This is a genomic window from Pseudomonas sp. A (assembly GCF_056270345.1).
Window position 1 is genome coordinate 1,745,078 of the sequence record NZ_CM149873.1, and the last position, 23,109, is coordinate 1,768,186.

The window sequence follows — 23,109 nt, forward strand, 5'->3', positions numbered from 1 at the left end:
ACAAGGGCGCGCGTGCAGGCCTACACCCTGAACTGATTGATCAACCGCCGCTGCTGCTCGGCCAGCTTGGTCAGCTCGGCGCTGGCCTGGCTCGACTCGTCGGCGCCGCCGGCCACCTCGCCGGCTACCTGGCCGATGTTGATCACGTTGCGGTTGATGTCCTCGGCCACGGCGCTCTGCTCCTCGGCGGCGCTGGCGATCTGCGTGTTCATGTCGTTGATCACCGACACCGCCTGGGTGATGCTCGCCAGCGACTCGGCCGCGCGGCTGGCCTGCTGCACGCTGATGTCGGTCTTGCCCTGGCTGTCTTCCATCACCTTGACCACCTCGCGGGTGCCCAGCTGCAGTTGCTGGATCATCTGCTGGATTTCCTGGGTGGCCTGCTGGGTCTTCTGCGCCAGGTTGCGCACCTCGTCGGCGACCACCGCGAAACCGCGGCCCTGTTCGCCGGCCCGGGCCGCCTCGATGGCGGCGTTGAGCGCCAGCAGGTTGGTCTGTTCGGCAATGGCGCGGATGGTCACCAGGATGGCGTTGATGTTCTCGCTGTCGCGGGCCAGGTCCTGGACCACGGTCACGGCGCGACCGATCTCGGCGGCCAGCTCGCTGATCGAGTGCGACGTATCGCGGACGATGTCCAGGCCCTGGTTGGCGGCGCGGTCGGCTTCACTGGCGGCCTGGGCCGCTTGCGTGGCGTTGCGCGCCACATCCTGGGCGGTGGCGGTCATTTCGTGCACGGCGGTGGCCACCTGGTCGATCTCGGCCATCTGCTTGTGCACGCCCTGGTTGGTGCGGATGGCGATGTCGGCGGTGTGTTCCGAGGAGTCGCTGACTTTCTGCACCGAGCTGACCACCTGGCTGATCATCGCCTGCAACTTGGCCAGGAAGGTGTTGAAGCCCTTGGCGATGGCGCCCAGTTCGTCGGCCCGGTCGCTCTGCAGGCGCCGGGTCAGGTCGCCTTCGCCCTGGGCGATGTCGTCGAGCATGCTCACCATCTGCTTGAGCGGGCGGGCGATGCCCAGGGCCAGCAACCAGATCACCAGCAGGCCGAGAGCGGCGATGCCCAGGCCGACCACGGTCATGCCGGCGATATCGGTGCGGCGCTGTTCGGCCAGGTCCTGCTGCAGGCGGTTGACGTCGGCCATGACCGTGCTCAGCGGCAGCTCCAGCAGCAGGGTCCAGCGTGCGTCGGTGCCGGCGATCTTGAACGGCAGGTACAGCTCGATGCGGTCCTTGGCGGCGTCCACTTCATAGTGCAGCGCCTCGCCGCTCAGGTTCTTGAGGGTGTTGGCTTCGTCGCTGTCCAGCACGTCGCCGGCCTTTTCGCCGAACTTGGCCGGATCGCGGGTGTAGGCCACCAGGCGGCCGTTGCTGGAGACCAGCGCCAGTTCGCCGGCGCCGTCGTAGAGCTGGCGGTCGGCGGCATTGAGCAAGTCCTGGATGAAGTTCACCGACAGGTCGGCGCCGGCCATGCCCTGGAACTGGCCGTCGATCATGATCGGTTCGACGAACGAGGCGAGCATGACCATCTTGTCGCCCACCTTATAAGGCGCGGGATCGATCACGCAGGCCTTCTTCGACTCCTTGGGGCACAGGTAGTACTCGCTGGCGCGCACGCCGGTGGCGAGCACCGTGCGGTCGTCGACATCGGCCAGCTTGTCCTGGCCGAGGCTGCCGTCGCCATTGCGGAACCACCAGGGCAGGAAGCGCCCGCTGGCGCTGTCGATGCCCACCAGGTGGCTGCCGACGTAACGGCCATCGGCATGGTCGAGGGCGTTCGGCTCCCAGCCCAGGTAAGCGCCCAGCACGCTCGGGTTGACCTCCACGGTGCGCTTGAGCTGGTTGATCAGGTGTTCACGATCAATGCGCATCAGCGGCTGGCCATCGGCGCCCTGCATGCCGAGCATGGCGTTGCCGGTGGCCAGGCCGCGGGCGATCGCCAGGGGCGCTTCCAGGCCGCGCTGGATCTCGCTGACCTGGGTGCGGGCCAGGGCCGAGAGACGCTGTTCGATGACGGTCTCGAACTGCTGTTGCGTGCGCTGTTGCACCAGTGTTTGGGTCCGCTGCCCGGAATACACGGCGTACAGCACCAGGGCCGCGACAATGCTCAGCACGATGGCACCGGCCAGGGCGGCCACGGAAAACTGGATCGACTTGAACTTCATGGCAAAGCTCCGCGCGCAAGGAGGTCGTTACCGAGGGTTATCGGCGGGCTAATACCAAAGCATGAGGGGCTTGCCAGAAATCTTACCTGTGGCTCTGGCAGGCACGGGCGTCAGGGCCTAGGATACGCGGCACGTAAATAGGGAGTGTTTTCATGCGTAAGTCATTCGTTGTCAGCATGCTGACGGCCAGCGTCCTGCTCGGCGGCTGCCAGGCGGTCAATACCACCAGTGGCGGTGCCGTGGGCGTCCAGCGCCAGCAGTACATGTTCAGCATGCTCTCGACCGATGAGGTCAACCAGATGTACGCCCAGTCCTACCAGCAGACCCTCGGCGAGGCGTCGAGCAAGGGCGTGCTGGACAAGAGCAGCAATGATGCCAAGCGCGTACAGGCCATCGCCAAGCGCCTGATTGCCCAGGCACCACAGTTCCGGCCGGATGCCGCGCAGTGGAATTGGGAAGTCAACGTGATCAAGAGCGACGAGCTCAACGCCAACTGCGGTCCGGGCGGCAAGATCATCGTCTACACCGGCCTGATCGATCAGCTCAAGCTGACCGACGCCGAGATCGCCGCGGTGGTGGGCCACGAGATCGCCCACGCCCTGCGCGAGCACAGCCGTGAAGCGATGTCCAAGGCCTATGGCGTGGAAATGGCCCGCCAGGGTGCCGGCGCGATCTTCGGCCTGGGCCAGGACAGCATGGCTATGGCCGACACCGTGGTGAACTACGCCATGACCCTGCCCAACAGCCGGGCCAACGAGAACGAAGCCGACCTGATCGGCCTCGAGCTGTCGGCCCGCGCCGGCTACGACCCGAACGCCGCGATCACCTTGTGGAACAAGATGAGCAAGGCGTCCGAAGGCGCGCCGCCTGAGTTCATGAGCACCCACCCGGCGTCGAGCAGCCGGATCGCCTCGCTGCAGGCAGCGATTCCGAAGGTGATGCCGTTGTATCAAGCGGCCAAGAAGTAAAAGCAGCTTCAAGCGGCAAGTAAGGACGCATCTGCTCTTTCTTGCCGCTTGTAGCTTGCCACTTGTCGCTGCTTCACCCTATCCAGCCGCTGGTCTTCATCGCCGAATACACCGCGACGATGGCCAGCACGATGAACGCGGTCGCCGCCAGGCGACGGATCAGCGTCAGCGGCAGTTTCTCCGCCGCGAAGTTGCCCGCCAGGACCACCGGCACGTTGGCGATCAGCATGCCCAAGGTGGTGCCGATGATGACCATGATCAGGTGCGGATACTGGGCGGCCAGCATCACCGTGGCCACCTGGGTCTTGTCGCCGATCTCGGCGAGGAAGAACGCGATCAGCGTGGTGACGAACGGCCCGAAGCGGCGCGCGTTGCTGGTTTCGTCATCGTCCATCTTGTCCGGTACCAGGGTCCACAGCGCGGTGGCGGTGAAGCTCGCGGCAAGAATCCAGTGCAGCACCGACTCGCTGAAGAAACCGCTGACCCAGGCGCCCACGGCACCTGCGGCGGCATGGTTGGCCAGGGTCGCGGCGATGATCCCGGCAATGATCGGCCAAGGCTTGCGAAAGCGTGCGGCGAGGATGAGCGCAAGCAATTGCGTCTTGTCGCCGATTTCGGCGAGGGCAACGATGGCGGTGGGGACGAGCAACGATTCCAGCATCAGGATTCCTACGGGGGCGGGTCGACACGGCTATGACACGTACAGCCTTCCCGCCCCGGGTAAGGTGTGCGTGTCATAGGTCTTGTCAAACCCTGGACCTGTCTGCGCAGATCGTGGGTCGCACGCGCCATGGCCTGTGGGCCAAGTGTGTTGACGCGTGCCGGGCGAGCAGGGCGCTCGCGGGAGACTACTCCCCTAGGACGGAGCGGATTCTGCCTAGGCGAAACGCTTTCGGCAAGCCCTGTTTTTAGCCGCGGGTCGCTCGGTAGATGCGAAAGCCTTGTGCCTCGGCACGGATTTCACAGTTGCCCAGGGCGCCTTCGATCAACGGCTGGTAGCGCAGGAAGCTGTTGGCGACCAGCCGCATTTCGCCGCCTTTTCGCAGATGTTCGCCTGATTTTTTCAGCAGGTTTTCCGATGCCTGGTAGTCGGTGTGCACGCCGGTGTGGAATGGCGGATTGCTCAGGATCAGGTCAAGATCGGCCGGCGCGGCATCGATGCCGTCGCCGCTGATCACCTGGCCTTCCAGACCGTTGGCCGCCAGGGTCAGGCGGCTGGCCGCGACCGCGAAGGCATCGACATCGAGCAAGGTGACCCGGCTCTGCGGATAACGGCGCTTGATCGTGGCGCCGAGCACGCCGGCGCCGCAGCCGAAGTCCAGGACATGGCCGCCGGGCAGGCCGTCAAGGTGCTCCAGCAGTAGCGCGGTGCCCTTGTCCAGGCGCCCATGGCTGAACACCCCGGGCAGGCTGATGACTTGCAGCGGACCATCTTCCAGCGGCAGTTCGAAGCGTTCGGCCAGGCTTTCCAGCGGCTTGGCCTCAGGGGCGCTGTCCACGGTTACTTGCCACAGCTGGCAGTGCCTGGCGCTGTCGAGCTTGCGTGGTTTGCCGAACGCCTGCAGAAGCTTGGCCGCGCCTTCGATGCCGCCGCGCTTTTCCCCCACCAGGTACAGCTCGCGACCGCCCAGGTGCGAGGCCAGGGCGTTGAGCAGGTAGGCGGCCAGCTCGCGGGACTTGGGCAGGAACAGCACGGCGGCGTCGAAGGCCACCTCGGGCACCTCGACGCCGTAGTGGCTGCGCCCGGCGAAACGGCTCTCGAGCAGCGCCTGGTCGCCGGCATGCCAGGTCCAGCCATGGGCGCCGGGCAGCTGGCCGAGCAGGCCATCGGCCTGGGCGCCGGCGATCAGCAGCGGGCCTTGGAACAGCTCTGCCTGGCGGAGCAACACTTCACTGCGCGGGTCCATGGACGACGCCTCCTGAAAAAGTGGCGCAGTGTAGCAGAGGCGTCGGCGGATCAGCCGACCACTCGCCGCGGCTGGCCGGCGAAGTAGGCCTGGGCGTTCTCGGCCAGCTGCCCGACGATGCGCTGGCGTGACTCCACTGCGCCCCAGGCGCTGTGCGGGGTGATGATCAGCCGCGGGATGTCCGCCGCCAGCAGCGGATTGCCCTCGACCGGCGGTTCAACGCTCAGCACATCGGTGGCGGCGCCGCCCAGGTGACCGCGGCGCAGGGCGTCGGCCAGGGCCTGTTCGTCGATCAGCCCACCGCGGGCGGTGTTGACCACCAGCGCGCCCGGCTTGAGCAGGGCCAGTTCGTTGGCACCAATCATGTGCCGGGTCTGCTCGTTGAGCGGGCAGTGCAGGGTCAGGGCATCGACCTGCGGCAGCAGTTCGTCCAGCGGCAGGCGATCGGCCCGGGGTGGGCGGCCGGGAATCTGCCCGCTCAGCACGCGCATGCCGAACGCCTCGGCCAGGTGCGCCACCGCGCCACCCAACTCGCCATGGCCGAGCAGGCCGAGGGTCTTGCCTTCCAGCTCGACGATGGGGAAGTCCAGCAGGCAGAACTGGCTGGCCTTGGCCCATTGTCCGGCCTTCACCGCCTGGTTGTAGTCGCACAGGCGCGTGGCCAGGGCCAGTAGCAGGGCCAGGGTGTGCTGGGCCACCGACGGCGTGCCGTAGCCCTGGCAGTTGCACACGGTGATGCCCTGGGCACGGGCGGCGGCCAGGTCGACATTGTTGGTGCCGGTGGCGGCTACCAGGATCAGCTTGAGGTCAGGGGCGGCGGCCAGTGTGGCGGCATCGAGCATCACCTTGTTGCTGATCACCGCCGTGGCGCCTTGCAGGCGTTCGGCGACCTGCCCTGGCGCGGTGGCGGCGTGCAGTTGCAGTTCATCGAACTGCACCCGCAGCGGCGAAAGGTCGAGGTCACCCAGGTCCAGTGACTGGTGATCGAGAAACACGACGCGACGTGGGCTGGGCATGGAGGCTCCGGTGCAGGGCTGGATACATTCTTGGTGGTGGTTCGAAGCTGTGGGAGCGGGTTTACCCGCGAATGCGCAGGCGAGTCCACTAGCGCATTCGCGGGTAAAGCCGCTCCCACAGGGCACGCGATCCGTTCGGGGCAGTGTCTGGCCCGGCGTTGCTGTTCGTCAACGCCGACATCGCCACTCATACCTTGGCGCGGCAAATCATTCCTTCGGCTGATTTGACCGGTGCGTCACCGAACTACAGTGGATTCCTGAACCGTTCTGCCCGTATTGAAGAAAAGGGATACCCATGTTGCAGACACGCATCATCAAGCCCGCCGAGGGCGCCTACCAATACCCGTTGCTGATCAAGCGCCTGCTGATGTCCGGCAGCCGCTACGAGAAGACCCGCGAGATCGTCTACCGCGACCAGATCCGCCTCACTTACCCGCAGTTGAACGAGCGCATCGCCCGCCTGGCCAATGTGTTGACCGCGGCCGGTGTGAAGGCCGGTGACACCGTGGCGGTGATGGACTGGGACAGCCACCGTTACCTGGAGTGCATGTTCGCCATCCCGATGATCGGCGCCGTGGTACACACCATCAACGTGCGCCTGTCGCCCGAGCAGATCCTCTACACCATGAATCACGCCGAAGACCGCTTCGTGCTGGTCAACAGTGATTTCATCGGCCTCTACCAGGGCATCGCCGGGCAGCTGACCACGGTCGACAAGACCCTGCTGCTGACCGACGGCCCGGACAAGACCGCCGACCTGCCGAACCTGGTGGGCGAGTACGAGCAACTGCTGGCTGCCGCCAGCCCGCAGTACGACTTCCCCGACTTCGACGAGAACTCGGTGGCCACCACCTTCTACACCACCGGCACCACCGGCAATCCCAAGGGGGTGTATTTCACCCATCGCCAGCTGGTGCTGCACACCCTGGCCGAAACTTCGGTGCTGGGCAGCCTGGACAGCGTGAGGCTGCTGAGCAGCAACGACGTCTACATGCCGATCACGCCGATGTTCCATGTGCACGCCTGGGGCATCCCCTACGCGGCGACCATGATGGGTATCAAGCAGGTCTACCCGGGGCGCTACGAGCCGGACATGCTGATCAGGCTGTGGCGCGAGGAGAAGGTCACCTTTTCCCACTGCGTGCCGACCATCCTGCAGATGCTGCTCAACTGCCCGTCGGCGGCCGGCCAGGATTTCGGCGGCTGGAAGATCATCATCGGCGGCAGCGCGCTCAACCGCGCCTTGTACCAGGCGGCGCTGGCCCGGGGCATCCAGCTCACCGCCGCCTACGGCATGTCCGAGACCTGCCCGCTGATCAGTGCCGCGCACCTGAACGACGAGTTGCAGGCCGGCAGCGAGGATGAGCGCACCAGCTACCGGATCAAGGCCGGCGTGCCGGTGCCCCTGGTCGAGGCCGCCATCGTCGATGGCAATGGCAACTTCCTGCCCGCCGATGGCGAGACCCAGGGCGAACTGGTGCTGCGCGCGCCCTGGCTGACCATGGGCTACTTCCGCGAACCGGAAAAGGGCGAGGAGCTCTGGCAGGGCGGCTGGCTGCACACCGGCGATGTCGCGACGCTGGACGGCATGGGCTTCATCGACATCCGCGACCGCATCAAGGATGTGATCAAGACCGGTGGTGAATGGATCTCGTCGCTCGACCTCGAAGACCTGGTCAGCCGTCACCCGGCGGTGCGCGAGGTCGCGGTGGTCGGGGTGCCCGATCCGCAGTGGGGCGAGCGCCCGTTCGCATTGCTGGTGGTGCGCGAGGGGCAGAGCATCGATGCGCGCGCGCTCAAGGAACACCTCAAGCCTTTCGTCGAGCAGGGGCACATCAACAAGTGGGCGATTCCCAGCCAGATCGCCCTTGTTACTGAAATTCCCAAGACCAGCGTCGGCAAGCTCGACAAGAAGCGTATCCGCGTGGATATCAGCCAGTGGCAGGCCAGTAACAGCGCTTTCCTCTCCACCCTGTAACCCGGGCGCGGGTCGCGCTTTTTCCAGCGCGACCCCGCAGGCTAGACAGGATGGCGCCTTGTCAAACGGTAGAATTGAGCCATGCTTGAGCACTGCCAGCGCACAGGCCGGCCGATCGGGGTGGGCCGCAAGCGGGACGCGCAAATCACACTTTAGAGGGATCAAGCACCTGTGACCGCTGGCTATAGTCGGGTCAGGGGATTTTCAGGAATGGGGGAGGGCGCCACGCGGCAACGCGCGGCGCCACGGGCAGGAGCCTGCTTCACCGGGCGCTCGAGCCGTTTCTGAAAGGACTCACTGCCATAACAAAAAAGTACATGGAGTAGCGTCGATGACATCTGCAAACCTGTTCTGGCGCCGGGCGAAACTGCCCCTGGCCGTCAGCCTCGCTTCCACGCTCGCAAGTCCTGCTTTCGCTGTCAGCTTCAACATCGGTGAAATCGAAGGCCAGTTCGACTCCTCGCTCTCCGTTGGCGCCAGCTGGTCGACTGCCAACCCCAACAAGAACCTCATCGGGGCCAACAACGGCGGCAGGGGGCTGTCGCAGACCTCCGACGATGGCCACCTGAACTTCAAGAAGGGCGAGACCTTCTCGAAGATCTTCAAGGGTATCCACGACCTGGAGCTCAAGTACGGCGACACCGGCGTGTTCGTCCGCGGCAAGTACTGGTATGACTTCGAGCTCAAGGATGAAAACCGCGAGTTCAAGGACATCAGCGACTCCAACCGCAAGGAGGGCGCCAAGTCCTCGGGCGCGGAGCTGCTCGACGCTTTCGTCTACCACAACTACAGCATCGCCGACCTGCCGGGCACCGTGCGCCTGGGCAAGCAGGTGGTGAGCTGGGGTGAAAGTACCTTCATCGGGGGGGGCATCAACGCCATCAACCCCATCGACGTCTCGGCGTTCCGCCGCCCGGGTGCGGAGATCAAGGAAGGCCTGATCCCGGTCAACATGTTCTACCTGTCGCAGAGCGTGACCGACAACCTGACCGCCGAAGGCTTCTACCAGATCGAGTGGGACCAGACCGTCGTCGACAACTGCGGCACCTTCTTCTCCCAGCCCGACGTAATCGCCGATGGTTGCAACAACAACCTGGCGGTGCTGGCCAAGCAATCGGCCGTGGCGGGACGCCTGGGGGCGCTCTCGGGGCCGACCATGCGTGCGCTGGCGGCACAGGGCGTTTCCTGGGGCTCGCCTGACGAAGGTGTGATCGTGCGTCGTGGTCCTGACCGTGATGCGCGGGACAGTGGCCAGTTCGGTGTTGCGCTGCGCTACATGTACGAGCCGCTGAATACCGAGTTCGGTGGCTACTTCATGAACTATCACAGCCGTGCGCCGATCTTCAGTGGTCGAGGCGCCGCTGCGCGCTTCTACAACCCGGCCAACCTGGCTGGCGCACTGATCGGCGCTGGGGTTCCAGCGGGCGCGGCGACCAATCCGGCGTTGCTCCAACAACTGATGCCGTTGTATGTCGCCGGTAACTCCAGCTACTACGTCGAATACCCCGAGGATATTCGCCTGTACGGCCTGAGCTTCTCCACCACCTTGCCTACCGGCACGGCCTGGAGCGGCGAGATCAGCTATCGCCCGAATGCGCCGGTGCAACTGAACACCACCGACATCCTGTATTCGGGCCTGACGCCACTCGATCCGAACGCATCGGTCCTGAAAGGCACGCCGAACACCGACCAGCCTGGCTATCGTCGCAAGGAAATCACCCAGCTGCAGACCACGTTCACCCACTTCTTCGACCAGGTCATGGGCGCCGAGCGTCTGACCATGGTCGGCGAGGTAGGCTGGACGCACGTCGGTGGCCTGGAAAGCACCTCGAAGATGCGCTACGGCCGCGACCCGGTCTACGGGCCAGGCCCGCTGCCCAGTGGCCGCTGCCAGAGCCTCAACGCCACCACGCTGGCAGGCGTCGAGCAGAACAACCTGTCGCGCTACTGCGAAAACGACGGCTTCACCACCTCCGACTCCTGGGGTTATCGCGTGCGCGCCATCTGGGACTACAACAACGTCTTCGCCGGTGTGAACCTGCGCCCGAGCGTGGCCTGGTCGCATGACGTCGACGGTTACTCCCCGGGCCCAGGCGGCAACTTCGAGGAAGGCCGCAAGGCGGTCAGCCTTGGCCTGGACGCCGAGTACCAGAACACCTACACGGCGAGCCTGTCGTACACCAACTTCTTCGATGGCAAGTACACCACCGTGGATGATCGCGACTTCGTCGCCCTCAGCTTCGGCGTGAACTTCTAAGAAACCTGATCCAGGACGACACACAATGAAAATGACCACACGTCTGCTGCAAGCCGGTGTACTGGGCATGTCCCTGCTGGCAACCAGCGTCATGGCTGCGGTTTCCGCCACCGAAGCGGCCAAGCTGGGTTCCACGCTGACCCCGATGGGCGCGGAGAAGGCCGGTAACGCCGATGGCTCGATCGGCCCGTGGGAACCGCTGTCCAAGAGCGCTGGCAGCGCCGACGCCAAGGGCTTCCTGTCCGACCCTTACGCCAGCGAAAAACCGCTGTTTACCATCACCGCGCAGAACGTCGACCAGTACAAGGACAAGCTCTCGCCTGGCCAGGTTGCCATGTTCAAGCGCTATCCGGACACTTACAAGATCCCAGTGTACAAGACCCACCGTGGTTCCACGGTACCGGACGATGTGTTCGCCGCGATCAAGGAAAACGCCACCAAGACCACCTTGGTCACGGGCGGCAACGGCCTGGAGAACTTCCGCACCGCCGTGCCGTTCCCTATTCCCAAGGACGGCCTGGAGGTGATCTGGAACCACATCACCCGCTACCGTGGCGGCAGCGTGACCCGCCTGGTCACCCAGGCCACCCCGCAGCAGAACGGCTCGTACAGCCTGGTGTACTTCCAGGACCAGTTCGTGTTCCGCGACAAGATGAATGACTACGATCCGGCCAACCCGGGCAACATCCTGTTCTACTTCAAGCAGAAAGTAACCGCGCCGTCGCGTCTGGCCGGGACCGTGCTGCTGGTCCACGAGACCCTCGACCAGGTCAAGGAACCGCGCAAGGCGTGGATCTACAACGCCGGCCAGCGCCGCGTGCGCCAGGCGCCGCAAGTGTCGTACGACGGCCCGGGTACCGCCGCCGACGGCCTGCGCACCTCCGACAACCTGGACATGTACAACGGCGCGCCGGACCGTTACGACTGGAAACTCGAAGGCAAGAAGGAGATGTACATCGCCTCCAACGCCTACAAGCTGGATGATCCGAAGCTCAAGTACAGCGACATCATCAAGGCCGGGCACATCAACCAGGACCTGTCGCGCTACGAGCTGCGCCGCGTCTGGCACGTGGTTGCGACCCTCAAGCCAGGCCAGCGTCACATCTATGCCAAGCGTGACTTCTACATCGACGAGGACACCTGGCAGGCCGCGGTGATCGACCAGTACGACGGTCGCAACCAGCTGTGGCGCATTTCCGAGGCCCACGCCCAGCCGTACTACAACGTGCAGGTGCCGTGGTACACCCTGGAGGCCATCTACGACCTGCAGTCGGGTCGCTACCTGGCCCTGGGCATGAAGAACGAAGAGAAGAGCGCCTACAACTTCGGCTTCAGCGCCAGCAAGGCCGAGTTCCAGCCGGCAGCCCTGCGTCAGGACGGTGTGCGTTGAGCTGACAGGCATCGCAACTCCGTTTGATCTCCCAGAACGCCCCGGCTTGCCGGGGCGTTTCTGTTCATGTGGGTGTGAGATCGGGCTACCTGTTTCTTTTTGTCGTAGTCTTTTTGCGGCAAAGCGGCTGCATCATCTTCAAATGCGCCGCGTTTGCCGCTAGTCTCGCAACAAGCCGTAACGCCCATCCCTTTCAAGGTTTTTGCGATTTTTGGGATATGGCCGCTCAGGTTCAAGAGTGCCGGGGCCGCTTTGCGACCCTTTCGCGGCACAAGGCCGCTCCTACAGACGACCGCGCTCCCCTGTAGGAGCGGCCTTGTGCCGCGAAGGACTGCAAAGCAGCCCCGGCAACTCCAAGCCGCGCGCCTATTACCAACACCTTGAAAGGGCTGAATCTAACGCCGCCCTAATTCCAATCAGAACGAGCCGGCCATGACAGACCTGTCCCGTACCCACGGAGTCGCCAGCCAGGCCCTGGGCCTGCTGGATGGGCGTTTCTTCCGGCCGCCGCTGCCGGAAACACACGTCCCCAGAGCACGCCTGTGCCAGCGCCTGCAAAGTGGCCTGGCGGGGCGCCTGTTGCTGGTGAACGCGCCGGCGGGTTTCGGCAAGAGTTCGCTGGCCGTCGAGTTCTGCCAGGCGTTGCCCAGCCACTGGCGCAGCCTCTGGCTCGGGTTGAGCCAGCGCGATGCCGATCCGGGGCGCTTCCTCGAACGCTTGCTCGAAGGCTTGCAGCAATTCTGCCCGGCACTCGGCGGCCAGGCTCTGGGGCTTTTGAAGATGCGCCAGCGGCATCAACCCTTCGCCTTCGAAGAGTGGCTCGACGGCCTGCTTGATGAACTCGCGCTCTACCTGCAGCCGGACACGCCCTTGCTGCTGGTGCTGGACGACTACCACCTGGCCCAGGGGCCGGTGCTCGATCGTTGCCTGCAGTTCTTCCTCAACCATCTGCCGGCCGGGTTGGTCCTGCTGGTCACCAGCCGCCAGCGGCCCGATTGGCACTTGGCGCGCCTGCGCCTGTCACGGCAACTGGTCGAACTCAACGAGCAGGACCTGCGCCTGACCCCCGATGAAGCGTTAGCCGTGATCGGCCGCCAGCCCACCGGTTTGCGCGGCCAGGCCCTGGATAACCTGATCCAGCGCAGCGACGGGTGGGTGGCGGGGCTGCGCTTCTGGCAACTGGCGGCCAGCGAGTCCGGCGAGGACCACGCCTTGCCCCAGGCGCTGCATGGCGGCGAAGGGCTTATCCGCGACTACCTGCTGGAGGAAGTCATCGACATCCTGCCGGCCCCCGTGCAGGCGTTTCTCTACGAGACTGCCTGCCAGGAGCGTTTCTGCGCCGAATTGTGCGACGCCCTGCGCGAGCGCCATGACAGCGGCGAGATCCTGAGCTACCTGCAGGCCCACCAGGTGTTCCTGGTGCCGCTCGACGAGCATGGGCTGTGGTTCCGCTATCACCACCTGTTCTCCGACCTGCTGCGCAGCCGGCAGGCCAGCGAGCCGCTGGCGGGGCTGCACCTGCGCGCCTGCCGCTGGTTCGAAGGGCAGGGTCTGCTGGACGAGGCGGTGGAGCAGGCCCTGCGCGCGGGCCATCTGGACGTGGCGGCGGACCTGGTACAGAGCCTGTCCGAGGAGCAACTGCTGGCGGAGCAGAATGTCGGCATGCTGCTGCGCTGGAAGATGGACCTGCCCGACAGCCTGTTGATCAGCACGCCCAGGCTGATCGTCCTGTACAGCTGGGCCCTGGGGTTGGCCTGCCAACTGGACGCCGCCGAGGAGCTGGCGGCCTACCTGAGCCGCTTCCTGCCCGCGCCGTCGGCCACCGCGCAGAAGTCGATGCTGGCCCAATGGTTGGCCCTGAGCGGGGTCATTGCCCGTGGCCGCGGCGATCGGGAGCGGACACTCGCTTACTGTGGCGAAGCGCTGCAGAGCCTGCCGAACAAACGCTACGGCCAGCGCCTGGTGTGCCTGTCGACCTTGTCGAACCTGGCCATCGCCGATGGCGATTTCTGGCGGGCGCGGGGCTGGAACCGCGAAGCACTCGAATTGGCGCAACGGGTCGGCAACCCGCTGTTCGAAGCCCTGGCCCATTACGATCGGGCGCGGGTACTGCACGCCCGCGGCGAGGTGCTGCGCGCCCTGGACGAAGTGCGCCAGGGATTGCAGCGGTTGCAGGGCCTTTCGGGGCAACGCCTGTATGCCGTGCGCGCGCGCCTGACCCTGTACGAGGGCTACTTGCTGGCGGCCCGCCTGCACTGTGCCCAGGGCCGTGCGCGCTTGCGCGCCGGGCTCAGCGAGGCGCGCAGCTGCCGCGACATCAGCGTCCTGATCGGGCATTGCGTGATCGCCTCGCTGGACGGTCGCGAAGGGCGTTTTGCCGAGGCGTTCTCGGAACTGGCCGAGGCGGAGCGGCTGATGCATATCTGGGACGTGCCGCCGATCTTCTACCTGGCCATGATTACCCTGGTGAAGTGCGAGCTCTGGTTGGCCCAGGGCCGAACGGACCTGGCCGAGTCCTGGCTGCTGCGCCTGGGGCAGACCTACGGTGGCGAGCAGCCTGCGGCCGCGCCGGAGTTCCACCCGCTGTTGCCGCTGCACATCGAATTGCAGCAGGCCTTGCTGGAACGGGTGCTGGCCCGCCCCGGTGATGCCGAAGCGCGGTTGCGCACGCTGGTCGAGCGGGGCCAGGCCAGCGGTGGCATGACGCTGGTGGTCAGCGCGCAGTGCCAATTGATCGCTCTGCTGCTGGCCGAGGGGCGTGACGCCGAAGCGGCCAGGTTGCTCGCACCTGCCCTGGAAGCGGCCCAGGGCGGTGCCCTGCAGGCCTTCCAACGCTTGATCGAAGAGCAGCCACACTGGCTGCGCGAGCAGTTGACGGGGCGTGCGGCCTGCCCGGCGCAGAGCGATCTGCTGGCCCATCTGCCGCAGGCCCTGGCTACCGGCGGCGGTGCCACCGAGGCCCTGAGCGGCCGCGAGTTTGCGGTGCTGGAACTGATCGCCCAGGGCTGTTCCAACCAGCAGATCAGCGAGCGCCTGTTCATCTCCCTGCACACGGTCAAGACCCACGCCAGCCATATCAACAGCAAGCTCGGTGTCGAGCGCCGCACCCAAGCGGTGGCCAGGGCCAAGTCCCTTGGCTTGCTGGTCTAGTGGCTTGGGGCGAGGTCGGCGACTAAGATAGCGGCTTTAGGCCATCATTCGGCGTTACCTTCCGGGCTCATCTTTCCCGAACCGCTGCCGATACAGACCTCGGCGGTATGCATCGCCACGCGCCACTTCCCCACTTTTTTCAATACAGGTCGTGTTGATGCTGCAGTATGGGCAAAAAAGCTTTCTGATCGTCGACGACTTCACCGACTTCCGCACCTCGACCCGCTCGATGCTTCGCGAGCTGGGCGTGCGCGACGTCGACACCGCCGACAGTGGCGAACAGGCGCTGCGCATGTGCGGGCAGAAGCGCTATGACTTCATTCTCCAGGACTTTCATCTAGGGGACGGCAAGAAGAACGGCCAGCAGGTGCTCGAGGACCTGATCCTCGACAAGCTGATCAGCCATGAATGCGTGTTCATCATGGTTACCGCCGAAAGCAGCCAGTCCATCGTGCTCAGTGCCATCGAACACGAGCCCGACGCTTACCTGACCAAACCCTTCAACCGGGTCGGCCTGGCCCAGCGCCTGGAGAAGCTGACCCAGCGCAAGACGCTGCTCAAGCCCATTCTCCAAGCCCTTGATCGCGGGCGCCCGGCCGAAGTGCTCGCCGCTTGCGCCGAGCTGTGCAAGAAGGACCCGCGCTTCGCCCCGCTGTGCCTGCGCTATCGCGCCGATGCCTTGCGCGACCTCAACCGTTTCGAGGAGTTGGAGAAATTCCTCAAGAACATCCTCGCCAGCCGCCCGCAGCCCTGGGTCTACGCCGCGCTCGGCAGCCTGTTGCACAAACGCGGACAGAATGCCCAGGCCCAGGGTGTCTACGAGCAGGCCCTCAAGGCCTTCCCGATCATGCCCAACCTTTACGATGGCATGGCCGAGGTGCTGGTGGCCCAGGGCGAGACCCGGCGTGCCCAGCACATGCTCGAGGAGGCGGTGCGTCTGTCGCCGCTCGCCGTGCGCCGCCAGGCCGCGCTGGGCAAGCTGGCGCTGGACAACGCCGACTTCGAGAGTGCCTCCAAGGCCTTTCGCCATGCGGTGAACCAGGGGCAGAGTTCGCGCTACAAGGACGCCGAGAGTAATCTGGGGCTGGTCCAGGCGTTGATGAACAAGAACAGCGGCAACGGTCTCGATGCCCGTACCCGGGTCGAGATCAACACCGTGCTCAGCGAGGTGGCCAAGGAAAACGTCGAGGACCAGGGCCTGCAGGTGCGCGCGCGCCTGATGAAGGCCGCCAGCCTGCAGCAGGCCGGCGACCCGGAAACCGCCGCCAAGCTCACCGAGCAGGCCATGCAGCGCCTGGAGAAGATGGACCAGTTCTTCTCCGTGGAGGCGGCGCTGACGGTGGCCAAGCAGTTGCAGCAACTTGGCCAGGATGCGGCGGGTACCTCGATTCTCAAGGGTTGCGTGGAAACCTACGGCGACGACCCCAAGGTCATGCAGAGCGTCGCCAAGCTCACCGACGACCCGCTGGTGCTGGGGGCGGTGACCGAAGCCGTGGACCTCAACCGCCAGGGCGTGCGCAGCTACCAGGGCGGCCAGCTCAACGAAGCGCTGGGCATGTTCCGCAAGGCGTTGTCGTTGCAGCCGAAGAACATCAGCATCGCCCTGAACACCGCCCAGGCACTGCTGCGCATCGGCGGCGAGACGCCACCGCCGGCGTTGATGCAGGAGTGTCGCGACTGCCTCACCAGCGTGGCCGGCATTCCCGCCAGCGACAGTCGCTATGACCGTTACCGCAAACTGCACATCCGGGTCTTCGGCGCATGAACCAGGACAACCAGGGGCTGGACTTCTCCACGGTGATCGCCTCCACCGTGCACGACCTGAAAAACTCTCTTTCGGCGCTCACCCACGCCCACAGCCAGTGGCTGGCGCGCCTGCCCGAAGAGTTGCGCGGCGGTATCGAGCAGGGCGTGGTGGAGCATGAACTCAGCCACCTGAACGGCATGCTCGTGCAGTTGCTGGGGCTGTACAAGCTGGGCGTCAACCAGTTGCCCATCTGCCCCGACTACCACGAACTGGACGACTTCATCGAGGCCCAGCTGGCGGCCCAGGAAGACGTGATCAAGCACCGCGACATCCTCGCCACCTGGCGTATCGAGACCGAAAGCCCGTTGGGTTTCTTCGACCGTGAGCTGGTCGCCTCGGTGGTGGCCAACGTGCTTACCAACGCCATCCGCTATGCTGGGCACGCCCTGCTGATCAGCATCGAGGAAGAGGGCGAGCAATTGGTGATCAGTGTCAACGACGATGGCGCCGGTTATCCACAGCGCATGCTCGAGCGCCAGCACGACTACGTGCAGGGCATCGATTCGCAGAGCGGCAGTACCGGACTGGGGTTGTACTTCGCCGCGCGAATTGCCGCGCTGCATGAGCGCAACGGCGTGCGCGGGCGGATCGAGATCGCCAATGGCGGTACGCTGGGGGGCGGCTTGTTCCGCTTGTACCTGCCTTGAACCGCAGCACGGCGTTGGCCGCCGTGCCGCCTCAGGCGCGAAGGGGCCGCGAAATGGCCGGTGCAGCCATCACTCGGCTGCTGCGCCTTCGAGCAGTTCGGCCAGCGCATCCGGCTGGCTCTTGAACGCCCGGGCGAACACGTCGCGGTTCTTGGCCATGTAGATACCGGCTTCCTCGACTTGCTGTTCGCTCAGCGACGGTACGGCTTTGTGCAGTACCTCGGCCAGGCGTTCGGCCAGTTCGAGCATCTTGTCGTGACGGTCTGCTTCGGCCTTATCCATGAACAAGCGCTCCGGGTCGCGGCTGCTGCGGTACACCACTTCGACGGCCATTCATCACCTCTGTGCCTTTTTGCTGATGGGGTTGCGGATAACTGTATTTTTATACAGTACATCGCCAGGCCATCACCCTGCAACCGCAATGATGGCCCGGCAAACTGAAAATCAGCGTAGCCCACAGGTGCCCTGCGGCAATCGGCCGCCTTCCAAGACAGGGGCCGTGGCCCTTTAACTGCATGGCACAAGACCTTCAGCCGTATCTAGGAATCGAACATCGTGAACATCAAATGGGCAGAAAGACTGCGCAAGGGCCTGCACGGCTCCGCCGACTCGCTGGGCAACCTGTGCGTGGAAGCCTTCCACTACCTGGCGCTGTTCGGCATCGGCGCGATCACCGCCTATGCGGCGGTGGTGACCTTCCTGGACATGCTGGGCAAGGGCGGGGTCAGCGTCGATGACATCCTGCTGCTGTTCATCTACCTGGAACTGGGGGCGATGGTGGGGATCTACTTCAAGACCAACCACATGCCGATCCGCTTCCTGCTCTACGTGGCGATCACTGCATTGACCCGCCTGCTGATCGGCGACGTCTCGCACCACAAGGCACCGGATGTCGGGCTGCTGTACGTGTGTGGCGGCATCCTGCTGCTGGCCTTCGCCATCCTGGTGGTGCGCTACGCCTCCTACCGCTACCCGTCGACCAAGGCGCTGGATGCCAGCGGCAAGGAAGTGGACGAGGGGAAGTAGGCCTCGGTTGCATGTTAGGGCTATAGAGATTGGATGAGGGCCTCCAGGTGTTTGCCGAAAACCTTGCAGCGCCTATGAGATCGAGCGCCGCCCGCGCGGCGCATCGCGGATGAATCCGCTCCTACATCTATGGTTACCCCCATTTCTGCAATACTGTACTGAGATGTGCGTGAGTTTGGTTTGCGTCAATCTATACGGCGTCGTGTGGGAGGTTGGTCCCGCGCCTCGATGAAAATCGCGCCCGACGAGCCTAGATATTTGTTCGGCTTCTGAAGCCGAGTAGGAGCTCAGGTTGATCGCCAGGCCGGTATACCGTTCACGTCATCTGTGTGCAGCATCGCAAAACCAGGTGGGTTGTTACTCGTGTGTCTGCAGGGTCAAGCGTTCATGGCGCTTGACCCTGCATTAAATTCGCTGTGGTGTGCCGTGATGGCCCAGGCGATTCGGGCCAGTTTGTTGGCGATAGCGCACACCACCAGGTTGGGGTGGTGAACACGTAGCAAGCCACGTACCCAGTCCGCCAGCTTGCCGGTTTTGCGCTCCAGCCCAATCAGATAGACCCTCGCGCACTGGATCAGCAGTCGTCGCTGATTGCCGTCGCCCCGCTTGCTGATTCGCCCCAGGCAAGGTTTGCCGCCTGTCGTGTGCTGCCTGGGAACCAGGCCTATGGAGGCTGAATAATTTCGCCCACAGCGGAACTGCTTACCATCACCCAATTCCGCAGCCAGGGCGGTAGCGGTGATCGGGCCAATACAAGGTATCGACATCAAACGGGAAGCAAGATCATCGCTAACGGCCTGGCTATGCACTTCCTTGTCCAGAGCCTTGATCCGATCATCGAGATAGCGGAAGTGGGCATGTAGGTCCAGCAACAGCTTCTTGATCAACGGTGAGAAGGTACTGTCGTCCAGCAGAATGGGGAGCTCCCGGACCGCCTTGAAGGTGGGTGCCAAACTGACCCCCACCTCGAGCAAATAAGCGTGGATGCGGTTCATGGTGGCAGTACGGTCTCTGATGAAGCTGTCGCGCAGTGAATTGAGCATCGCCAGCGCCTGCTGGGCCTCGGTTTTGGGAGGCACGAAGCGCATCTGATCGCGGGTTGCCGCCTCACCGATAGCGGCAGCATCGGCAAAGTCATTCTTGTTGCTTTTCACGTAGGGGCGAACGAACTGTGCGGGAATAAGTTTGGGCGTATGACCCTGTCTCGTCACCTCTCGCGCCATGAAATGAGAGCCACCACAGGCCTCCATCGCCACCGTGCAGGGCGCAAGATTGGCAAGGTGGCGGATGAGTGACTCACGGTTGAACCTGCGGTGATAGAGCTCATGACCCCGATCATCCTGAGCGTGTACATGGAAGCTCAACTTTCCCAGGTCGATGGCGATGATGGCGACAGTGTTCATGGCGTTGCACTCCGATAGGCACCCTGTGAAAGCTTAGAGGGCTGACACAGGGTGGGGCGGGGGTAGCCATTTCATTATTTGTTGCAACGTGGCCATGCCTGATAGGCCATGGTTGTAGGCCTTGTTTGCATTACGCGGTTTTTCGGTGGGCGTTGCCGCCGTCTCACCAGTCTTAAGCCCTGCGAAGGCTGGCAACCATGGCCTGACAGGTTCGGCACGTTGCAACAAATGTAGGAGCGGGCTTGTCCCGCGATGCGCCGCGCGGGCGGCGCTCGATCTCAAGCGCGCTGCAACTCTGTCGCCGAACACCTTGAAAGGCCTTGCCCGCCGTGCCACACGAATGAAAACGCCCGGCGCAAGGCCGGGCGTTTTCATTGGACACATTCGAGTGTCAGGCGTCTGGATCGCTCTGCTCCAGGATAGCGCGCTTGCTGCGCAGCTTACCGTAGAAGTGTTCCAGCGCGTGGTTCAGCTTGCTGGCGGCGCCATCGACGGCATGTTCCAGCGAAGTGGCGGTGTGGGTCACGGAAATCGGCTGGTGGCCTTTGGGGCGAGCCTCCATCTGGCAGCGTTTGTCGTGCGGTCCGGGCTTGGCGCCGTTGTCGTCGCGCAAGTGGACTTCGATACGGGTGAGGTCGTCCTCGTAACGTTCGAGGCTGCTCTGCAGTGTGCTGCGGACCCACTCGTTCAAGCGGACGTTGCCTTGGATCTGGTTGCTGCTGTTGACCTGGATTTGCATGATTCAATCCTTATTCAGCTTGCTCGCGAGAGGCGTGCCTAGGCCACTGAGGGCGTTGGGTTTTCTGCGCCTCTTGACTCTAAAGTCAGGCAACCGCCGGACGAATTCAAGCCCTTTTGCAAAATAAATTTCCTGTTGCAAATCGGCCCGCTCGCAGCGATACCTGCCGATCACTGCAATCAATGATGCTGTGACACGCACCTGGTGGCCCCTAAGCTCGGGCGCATCCATCTCATCCCTCGGGAGCGCCGCATGTCCAGCAACCCTCTGTTCCAGCCTTTCACCCTCGGCTCCCTCGACTTGCCGACCCGCGTGGTCATGGCGCCGATGACCCGTACCTTCTGCCCCGGCGGCGTGCCCCACGACGGCGTGGTCGAGTACTACCGCCGCCGTGCCGCCGCCGGTGTCGGCCTGATCATCACCGAGGGCACCACGGTCGGGCACAAGGCCGCCAACGGCTACCCCAACGTGCCGCGTTTCCACGGTGAGGATGCCCTGGCCGGCTGGAAGCGCGTGGTCGAGGCCGTGCATGCCGAGGGCGGGCGCATCGTGCCGCAGCTGTGGCACGTGGGCAGTGTGCGCCGCCTGGGTACCGAGCCGGACGCCGCGGTTCCGGGCTATGGCCCGAGCGGCAAGGAAAAGGACGGCCAGGTGCTGGTCCACGGCATGAGCCGGGAGGATATCCGCGAGGTGATCGCCGCCTTCGCCCAGGCGGCGCACGATGCCCAGGCCATCGGCATGGACGGCGTGGAGATCCATGGCGCTCACGGCTACCTGATCGACCAGTTCTTCTGGGACGCCAGCAATCGTCGCGATGACGAGTACGGCGGTGACCTGGCCGGGCGCTCGCGTTTCGCCATCGAACTGATCCAGGCCGTGCGCGCGGCCGTCGGCCCGGACTTTCCGATCATCCTGCGTTTCTCGCAATGGAAGCAGCAGGACTACAGCGCGCGCCTGGTGCAAACCCCCGAGGCCCTGGCAGCGTTCCTCAAGCCCTTGTCCGAGGCCGGCGTGGATATCTTCCACTGCTCCACCCGGCGCTTCTGGGAGCCGGAATTCGAGGGCAGCGAGCTGAACCTCGCCGGCTGGACCCGCCAGCTCACCGGCAAGCCGACCATCACCGTGGGCAGTGTCGGCCTGGACGGCGAGTTCCTGCAGTTCATGGTGGCCACCGACAAGGTGGCCAAGCCCGCCAGCCTCGAAGGGCTGTTGCGCCGCTTGCAGGACCAGGAGTTCGACCTGGTGGCCGTGGGCCGCGCCCTGCTGGTGGATGCCGAGTGGGCGCGCAAAGTGCGGGACGGGCGTGAGGACGATGTGCTGCCGTTCAGCCGTGAGGCGCTGACGACCCTGGCTTGATCACCAGCGGCGGGGCCTGTTCGCGGGCAGCATGCGGCTCGCGGCAGGCGCCGTACAAGTAGCCCTCGAACTGCTCGACGATCGCCAGCCAGCCCTGGCGGCTGGCGTGTTGGCGGGCATTGAGGCGCACCCGGCGCAGGGTTTCGCCTTCCTCCAGCAACCAGCAGGCGGCGTCGATGAACGCCGCCTGGTCCCCCGGCATGGCCAGGGCGCCGCTGTGGCCGTGGCGGATATGCTGGGCGGCGGCGGCCTCGTCGTAGGCGACCACGGCCAGGCCCGAGGCGAGCGCCTCGAGCACGACGTTGCCGAAGGTTTCGGTCAGGCTCGGGAACAGGAACAGGTCGCCGCTGGCGTAGTGCTCGGCCAGCACCTCGCCGCGCTGTGCGCCACAGAACATGGCATTGGGCAGTTGCTGTTCGAGCTGGCCACGCATCGGGCCATCGCCGACGATCACCAGGCGCAGCCGCCGCTGCGGATAGGCCTTGCCCAGGGCCTCCATGCAAGGGCGCAGCAGGGCCAGGTTCTTCTCTGCGGCCAGGCGCCCGACATGCAGCACGGCAATGTCATCCACACCCAGCCCCCACTGCTCGCGCAGGGCCTGACTGCGCCGTGCCGGGTTGAACAGGCTGGCGTCGACCCCGCGGGCCATCAGGCCGAGCCGTTCGAAGCCGCGGCGCTCCAGCTCCAGGCGCTGGCTGGCGCTGGGCACCAGGGTGATGGCGGTGCGCCGGTGGAACCAGCGCAGGTAGTGGGTGAGCAGTCGTGACAGCAGGCCCAGGCCGTATTGTCCCGAATACTGCGGGAAGTTGGTGTGAAAGCCGCTGACCACCGCCACGCCCAGGCGCCGGGCGGCGCGCAGGGCGCTCAGGCCCAACGGGCCTTCGGTGGCGATGTACAGCACGTCCGGGCGTTGCCGGCGCCAGCGGCGCCACAGCTTGTGCATCGACACCTCGCCCCATTGCAGGCCCGGGTAGCCCGGCAATGGCCAACCCCGGCACAGCAGCAGGGTCTCGTCGTTGCCGGCCCCGTTGTCGGTGGCCTGGCGCGGGCGGATCAGCTCCACCTGGTGGCCGCGCAGGCGCAGCCCTTCGCTGAGGCGGCCAAGGGTGTTGGCCACGCCATTGATCTCGGGTGGGAAGGTTTCGCTGACCAGGGTGATACGCAGGGACGGTGTGCTCATGGGGAAAAGTCTGGGCCGCCCCCGTTGCGCCCATGTGACGCCTTTGTGACGTGCGCATGACGCCTGATTTCCGGCACTTGCACCCGTTTGAATATTTCCTTGCAACGCACTCAAGAACTCTTG

Annotated in this window: 17 protein-coding genes and 1 riboswitch; of the genes, 9 read left to right on the plus strand and 8 right to left on the minus strand. The window is 64.7% G+C overall.

The genetic code is table 11. The features are described 5' to 3' along the window. Positions 1-20: 20 nt before the first annotated feature. On the minus strand, positions 21-2,162 hold the full coding sequence (locus tag AC0MAZ_RS07995; RefSeq protein ID WP_203647977.1) for a methyl-accepting chemotaxis protein: 2,142 nt from the start codon (positions 2,160-2,162) through the stop codon (positions 21-23). A gap of 152 nt (positions 2,163-2,314) precedes the next feature. Between AC0MAZ_RS07995 and AC0MAZ_RS08000 the strand changes: the two genes are divergently transcribed. Then, positions 2,315-3,130 (plus strand): M48 family metallopeptidase, encoded by an 816-nt coding sequence (locus AC0MAZ_RS08000; RefSeq protein ID WP_110735860.1) that lies wholly within the window; start codon positions 2,315-2,317, stop codon positions 3,128-3,130. Between the two features lie 73 nt (positions 3,131-3,203). Here the strand turns inward: AC0MAZ_RS08000 and AC0MAZ_RS08005 are convergent, their stop codons facing one another. From AC0MAZ_RS08005 to AC0MAZ_RS08015, 3 genes are all read right to left on the minus strand, one after another. Continuing rightward, positions 3,204-3,788 carry a TMEM165/GDT1 family protein gene (locus AC0MAZ_RS08005; protein ID WP_203652706.1) on the minus strand — a complete coding sequence of 195 codons (585 nt, stop codon included), beginning with the start codon at positions 3,786-3,788 and terminating at the stop codon, positions 3,204-3,206. 90 nt (positions 3,789-3,878) lie between these two features. Continuing rightward, a riboswitch (yybP-ykoY riboswitch) is annotated at positions 3,879-4,000 on the minus strand. 38 nt (positions 4,001-4,038) lie between these two features. Beyond that, positions 4,039-5,037 (minus strand): methyltransferase, encoded by a 999-nt coding sequence (locus tag AC0MAZ_RS08010; RefSeq protein ID WP_475860837.1) that lies wholly within the window; start codon positions 5,035-5,037, stop codon positions 4,039-4,041. A 50-nt stretch (positions 5,038-5,087) separates the two neighbouring features. After that, positions 5,088-6,053 (minus strand): 2-hydroxyacid dehydrogenase, encoded by a 966-nt coding sequence (locus tag AC0MAZ_RS08015; protein ID WP_475860838.1) that lies wholly within the window; start codon positions 6,051-6,053, stop codon positions 5,088-5,090. A gap of 295 nt (positions 6,054-6,348) precedes the next feature. Between AC0MAZ_RS08015 and AC0MAZ_RS08020 the strand changes: the two genes are divergently transcribed. The 6 genes from AC0MAZ_RS08020 to AC0MAZ_RS08045 all read left to right on the plus strand — a co-directional run bounded on the left by AC0MAZ_RS08020 (position 6,349) and on the right by AC0MAZ_RS08045 (position 17,282). Next, positions 6,349-8,031 carry a fatty acid--CoA ligase gene (locus AC0MAZ_RS08020; protein WP_232854717.1) on the plus strand — a complete coding sequence of 561 codons (1,683 nt, stop codon included), beginning with the start codon at positions 6,349-6,351 and terminating at the stop codon, positions 8,029-8,031. A 331-nt stretch (positions 8,032-8,362) separates the two neighbouring features. After that, complete coding sequence (locus AC0MAZ_RS08025; protein WP_232854716.1) at positions 8,363-10,288, plus strand: DUF1302 domain-containing protein; 1,926 nt, start codon at positions 8,363-8,365, stop codon at positions 10,286-10,288. Positions 10,289-10,313: 25 nt separating this feature from the next. Next, positions 10,314-11,678, plus strand: coding sequence for a DUF1329 domain-containing protein (locus AC0MAZ_RS08030; protein WP_203647972.1), 1,365 nt, complete (start codon positions 10,314-10,316; stop codon positions 11,676-11,678). Between the two features lie 432 nt (positions 11,679-12,110). Then, a complete protein-coding gene (locus tag AC0MAZ_RS08035) occupies positions 12,111-14,828 on the plus strand; it encodes a winged helix-turn-helix domain-containing protein (RefSeq protein WP_254464756.1) in 2,718 nt (905 codons plus the stop codon). Positions 14,829-14,985: 157 nt separating this feature from the next. Beyond that, on the plus strand, positions 14,986-16,593 hold the full coding sequence (locus AC0MAZ_RS08040) for a response regulator (RefSeq protein WP_050703762.1): 1,608 nt from the start codon (positions 14,986-14,988) through the stop codon (positions 16,591-16,593). After that, positions 16,590-17,282: a sensor histidine kinase gene (locus tag AC0MAZ_RS08045; protein WP_186713188.1), complete on the plus strand. Its 693-nt coding sequence runs from the start codon at positions 16,590-16,592 to the stop codon at positions 17,280-17,282. Before AC0MAZ_RS08040 ends, AC0MAZ_RS08045 begins: the two co-directional genes overlap by 4 nt. Positions 17,283-17,351: 69 nt before the next feature. Here the strand turns inward: AC0MAZ_RS08045 and AC0MAZ_RS08050 are convergent, their stop codons facing one another. After that, entirely contained in the window at positions 17,352-17,615 is a 264-nt protein-coding gene (locus tag AC0MAZ_RS08050; protein WP_186713189.1) for a YebG family protein, read from the minus strand. Between the two features lie 222 nt (positions 17,616-17,837). Between AC0MAZ_RS08050 and AC0MAZ_RS08055 the strand changes: the two genes are divergently transcribed. After that, complete coding sequence (locus AC0MAZ_RS08055; protein ID WP_110736873.1) at positions 17,838-18,308, plus strand: phosphate-starvation-inducible protein PsiE; 471 nt, start codon at positions 17,838-17,840, stop codon at positions 18,306-18,308. 377 nt (positions 18,309-18,685) lie between these two features. On the opposite strand, the gene AC0MAZ_RS08060 is transcribed toward AC0MAZ_RS08055, so the two are convergent. After that, entirely contained in the window at positions 18,686-19,711 is a 1,026-nt protein-coding gene (locus tag AC0MAZ_RS08060) for an IS110 family RNA-guided transposase (RefSeq protein ID WP_475858338.1), read from the minus strand. Between the two features lie 391 nt (positions 19,712-20,102). Beyond that, positions 20,103-20,450: an HPF/RaiA family ribosome-associated protein gene (locus AC0MAZ_RS08065; RefSeq protein ID WP_203647969.1), complete on the minus strand. Its 348-nt coding sequence runs from the start codon at positions 20,448-20,450 to the stop codon at positions 20,103-20,105. Between the two features lie 252 nt (positions 20,451-20,702). Here AC0MAZ_RS08065 and AC0MAZ_RS08070 point away from each other — a divergent pair, with 252 nt between their 5' ends. After that, positions 20,703-21,806, plus strand: a complete 1,104-nt coding sequence (locus AC0MAZ_RS08070) for an NADH:flavin oxidoreductase (protein ID WP_232854714.1) — start codon at positions 20,703-20,705, stop codon at positions 21,804-21,806. On the opposite strand, the gene AC0MAZ_RS08075 is transcribed toward AC0MAZ_RS08070, so the two are convergent. Then, the gene (locus AC0MAZ_RS08075; protein WP_475860839.1) at positions 21,775-22,986 is read right to left on the minus strand and encodes a glycosyltransferase family 4 protein; all 1,212 of its coding nucleotides are present in this window, start codon (positions 22,984-22,986) and stop codon (positions 21,775-21,777) included. The genes AC0MAZ_RS08070 and AC0MAZ_RS08075 overlap by 32 nt on opposite strands. Positions 22,987-23,109 lie beyond the last annotated feature (123 nt).

What these genes read in the sequence shown, in the direction of transcription:
- AC0MAZ_RS08040 (WP_050703762.1), top strand. Translation starts at nt 14,986, where the DNA reads ATGCTGCAGTATGGGCAAAAAAGCTTTCTGATCGTCGACGACTTCACC.
- AC0MAZ_RS08065 (WP_203647969.1), bottom strand. Translation starts at nt 20,450, where the DNA reads ATGCAAATCCAGGTCAACAGCAGCAACCAGATCCAAGGCAACGTCCGC.
- AC0MAZ_RS08010 (WP_475860837.1), bottom strand. Translation starts at nt 5,037, where the DNA reads ATGGACCCGCGCAGTGAAGTGTTGCTCCGCCAGGCAGAGCTGTTCCAA.
- AC0MAZ_RS08000 (WP_110735860.1), top strand. Translation starts at nt 2,315, where the DNA reads ATGCGTAAGTCATTCGTTGTCAGCATGCTGACGGCCAGCGTCCTGCTC.
- AC0MAZ_RS08060 (WP_475858338.1), bottom strand. Translation starts at nt 19,711, where the DNA reads ATGAACACTGTCGCCATCATCGCCATCGACCTGGGAAAGTTGAGCTTC.
- AC0MAZ_RS08030 (WP_203647972.1), top strand. Translation starts at nt 10,314, where the DNA reads ATGAAAATGACCACACGTCTGCTGCAAGCCGGTGTACTGGGCATGTCC.
- AC0MAZ_RS08035 (WP_254464756.1), top strand. Translation starts at nt 12,111, where the DNA reads ATGACAGACCTGTCCCGTACCCACGGAGTCGCCAGCCAGGCCCTGGGC.
- AC0MAZ_RS08015 (WP_475860838.1), bottom strand. Translation starts at nt 6,053, where the DNA reads ATGCCCAGCCCACGTCGCGTCGTGTTTCTCGATCACCAGTCACTGGAC.
- AC0MAZ_RS08025 (WP_232854716.1), top strand. Translation starts at nt 8,363, where the DNA reads ATGACATCTGCAAACCTGTTCTGGCGCCGGGCGAAACTGCCCCTGGCC.
- AC0MAZ_RS08070 (WP_232854714.1), top strand. Translation starts at nt 20,703, where the DNA reads ATGTCCAGCAACCCTCTGTTCCAGCCTTTCACCCTCGGCTCCCTCGAC.
- AC0MAZ_RS08020 (WP_232854717.1), top strand. Translation starts at nt 6,349, where the DNA reads ATGTTGCAGACACGCATCATCAAGCCCGCCGAGGGCGCCTACCAATAC.
- AC0MAZ_RS08045 (WP_186713188.1), top strand. Translation starts at nt 16,590, where the DNA reads ATGAACCAGGACAACCAGGGGCTGGACTTCTCCACGGTGATCGCCTCC.
- AC0MAZ_RS08075 (WP_475860839.1), bottom strand. Translation starts at nt 22,986, where the DNA reads ATGAGCACACCGTCCCTGCGTATCACCCTGGTCAGCGAAACCTTCCCA.
- AC0MAZ_RS08050 (WP_186713189.1), bottom strand. Translation starts at nt 17,615, where the DNA reads ATGGCCGTCGAAGTGGTGTACCGCAGCAGCCGCGACCCGGAGCGCTTG.
- AC0MAZ_RS07995 (WP_203647977.1), bottom strand. Translation starts at nt 2,162, where the DNA reads ATGAAGTTCAAGTCGATCCAGTTTTCCGTGGCCGCCCTGGCCGGTGCC.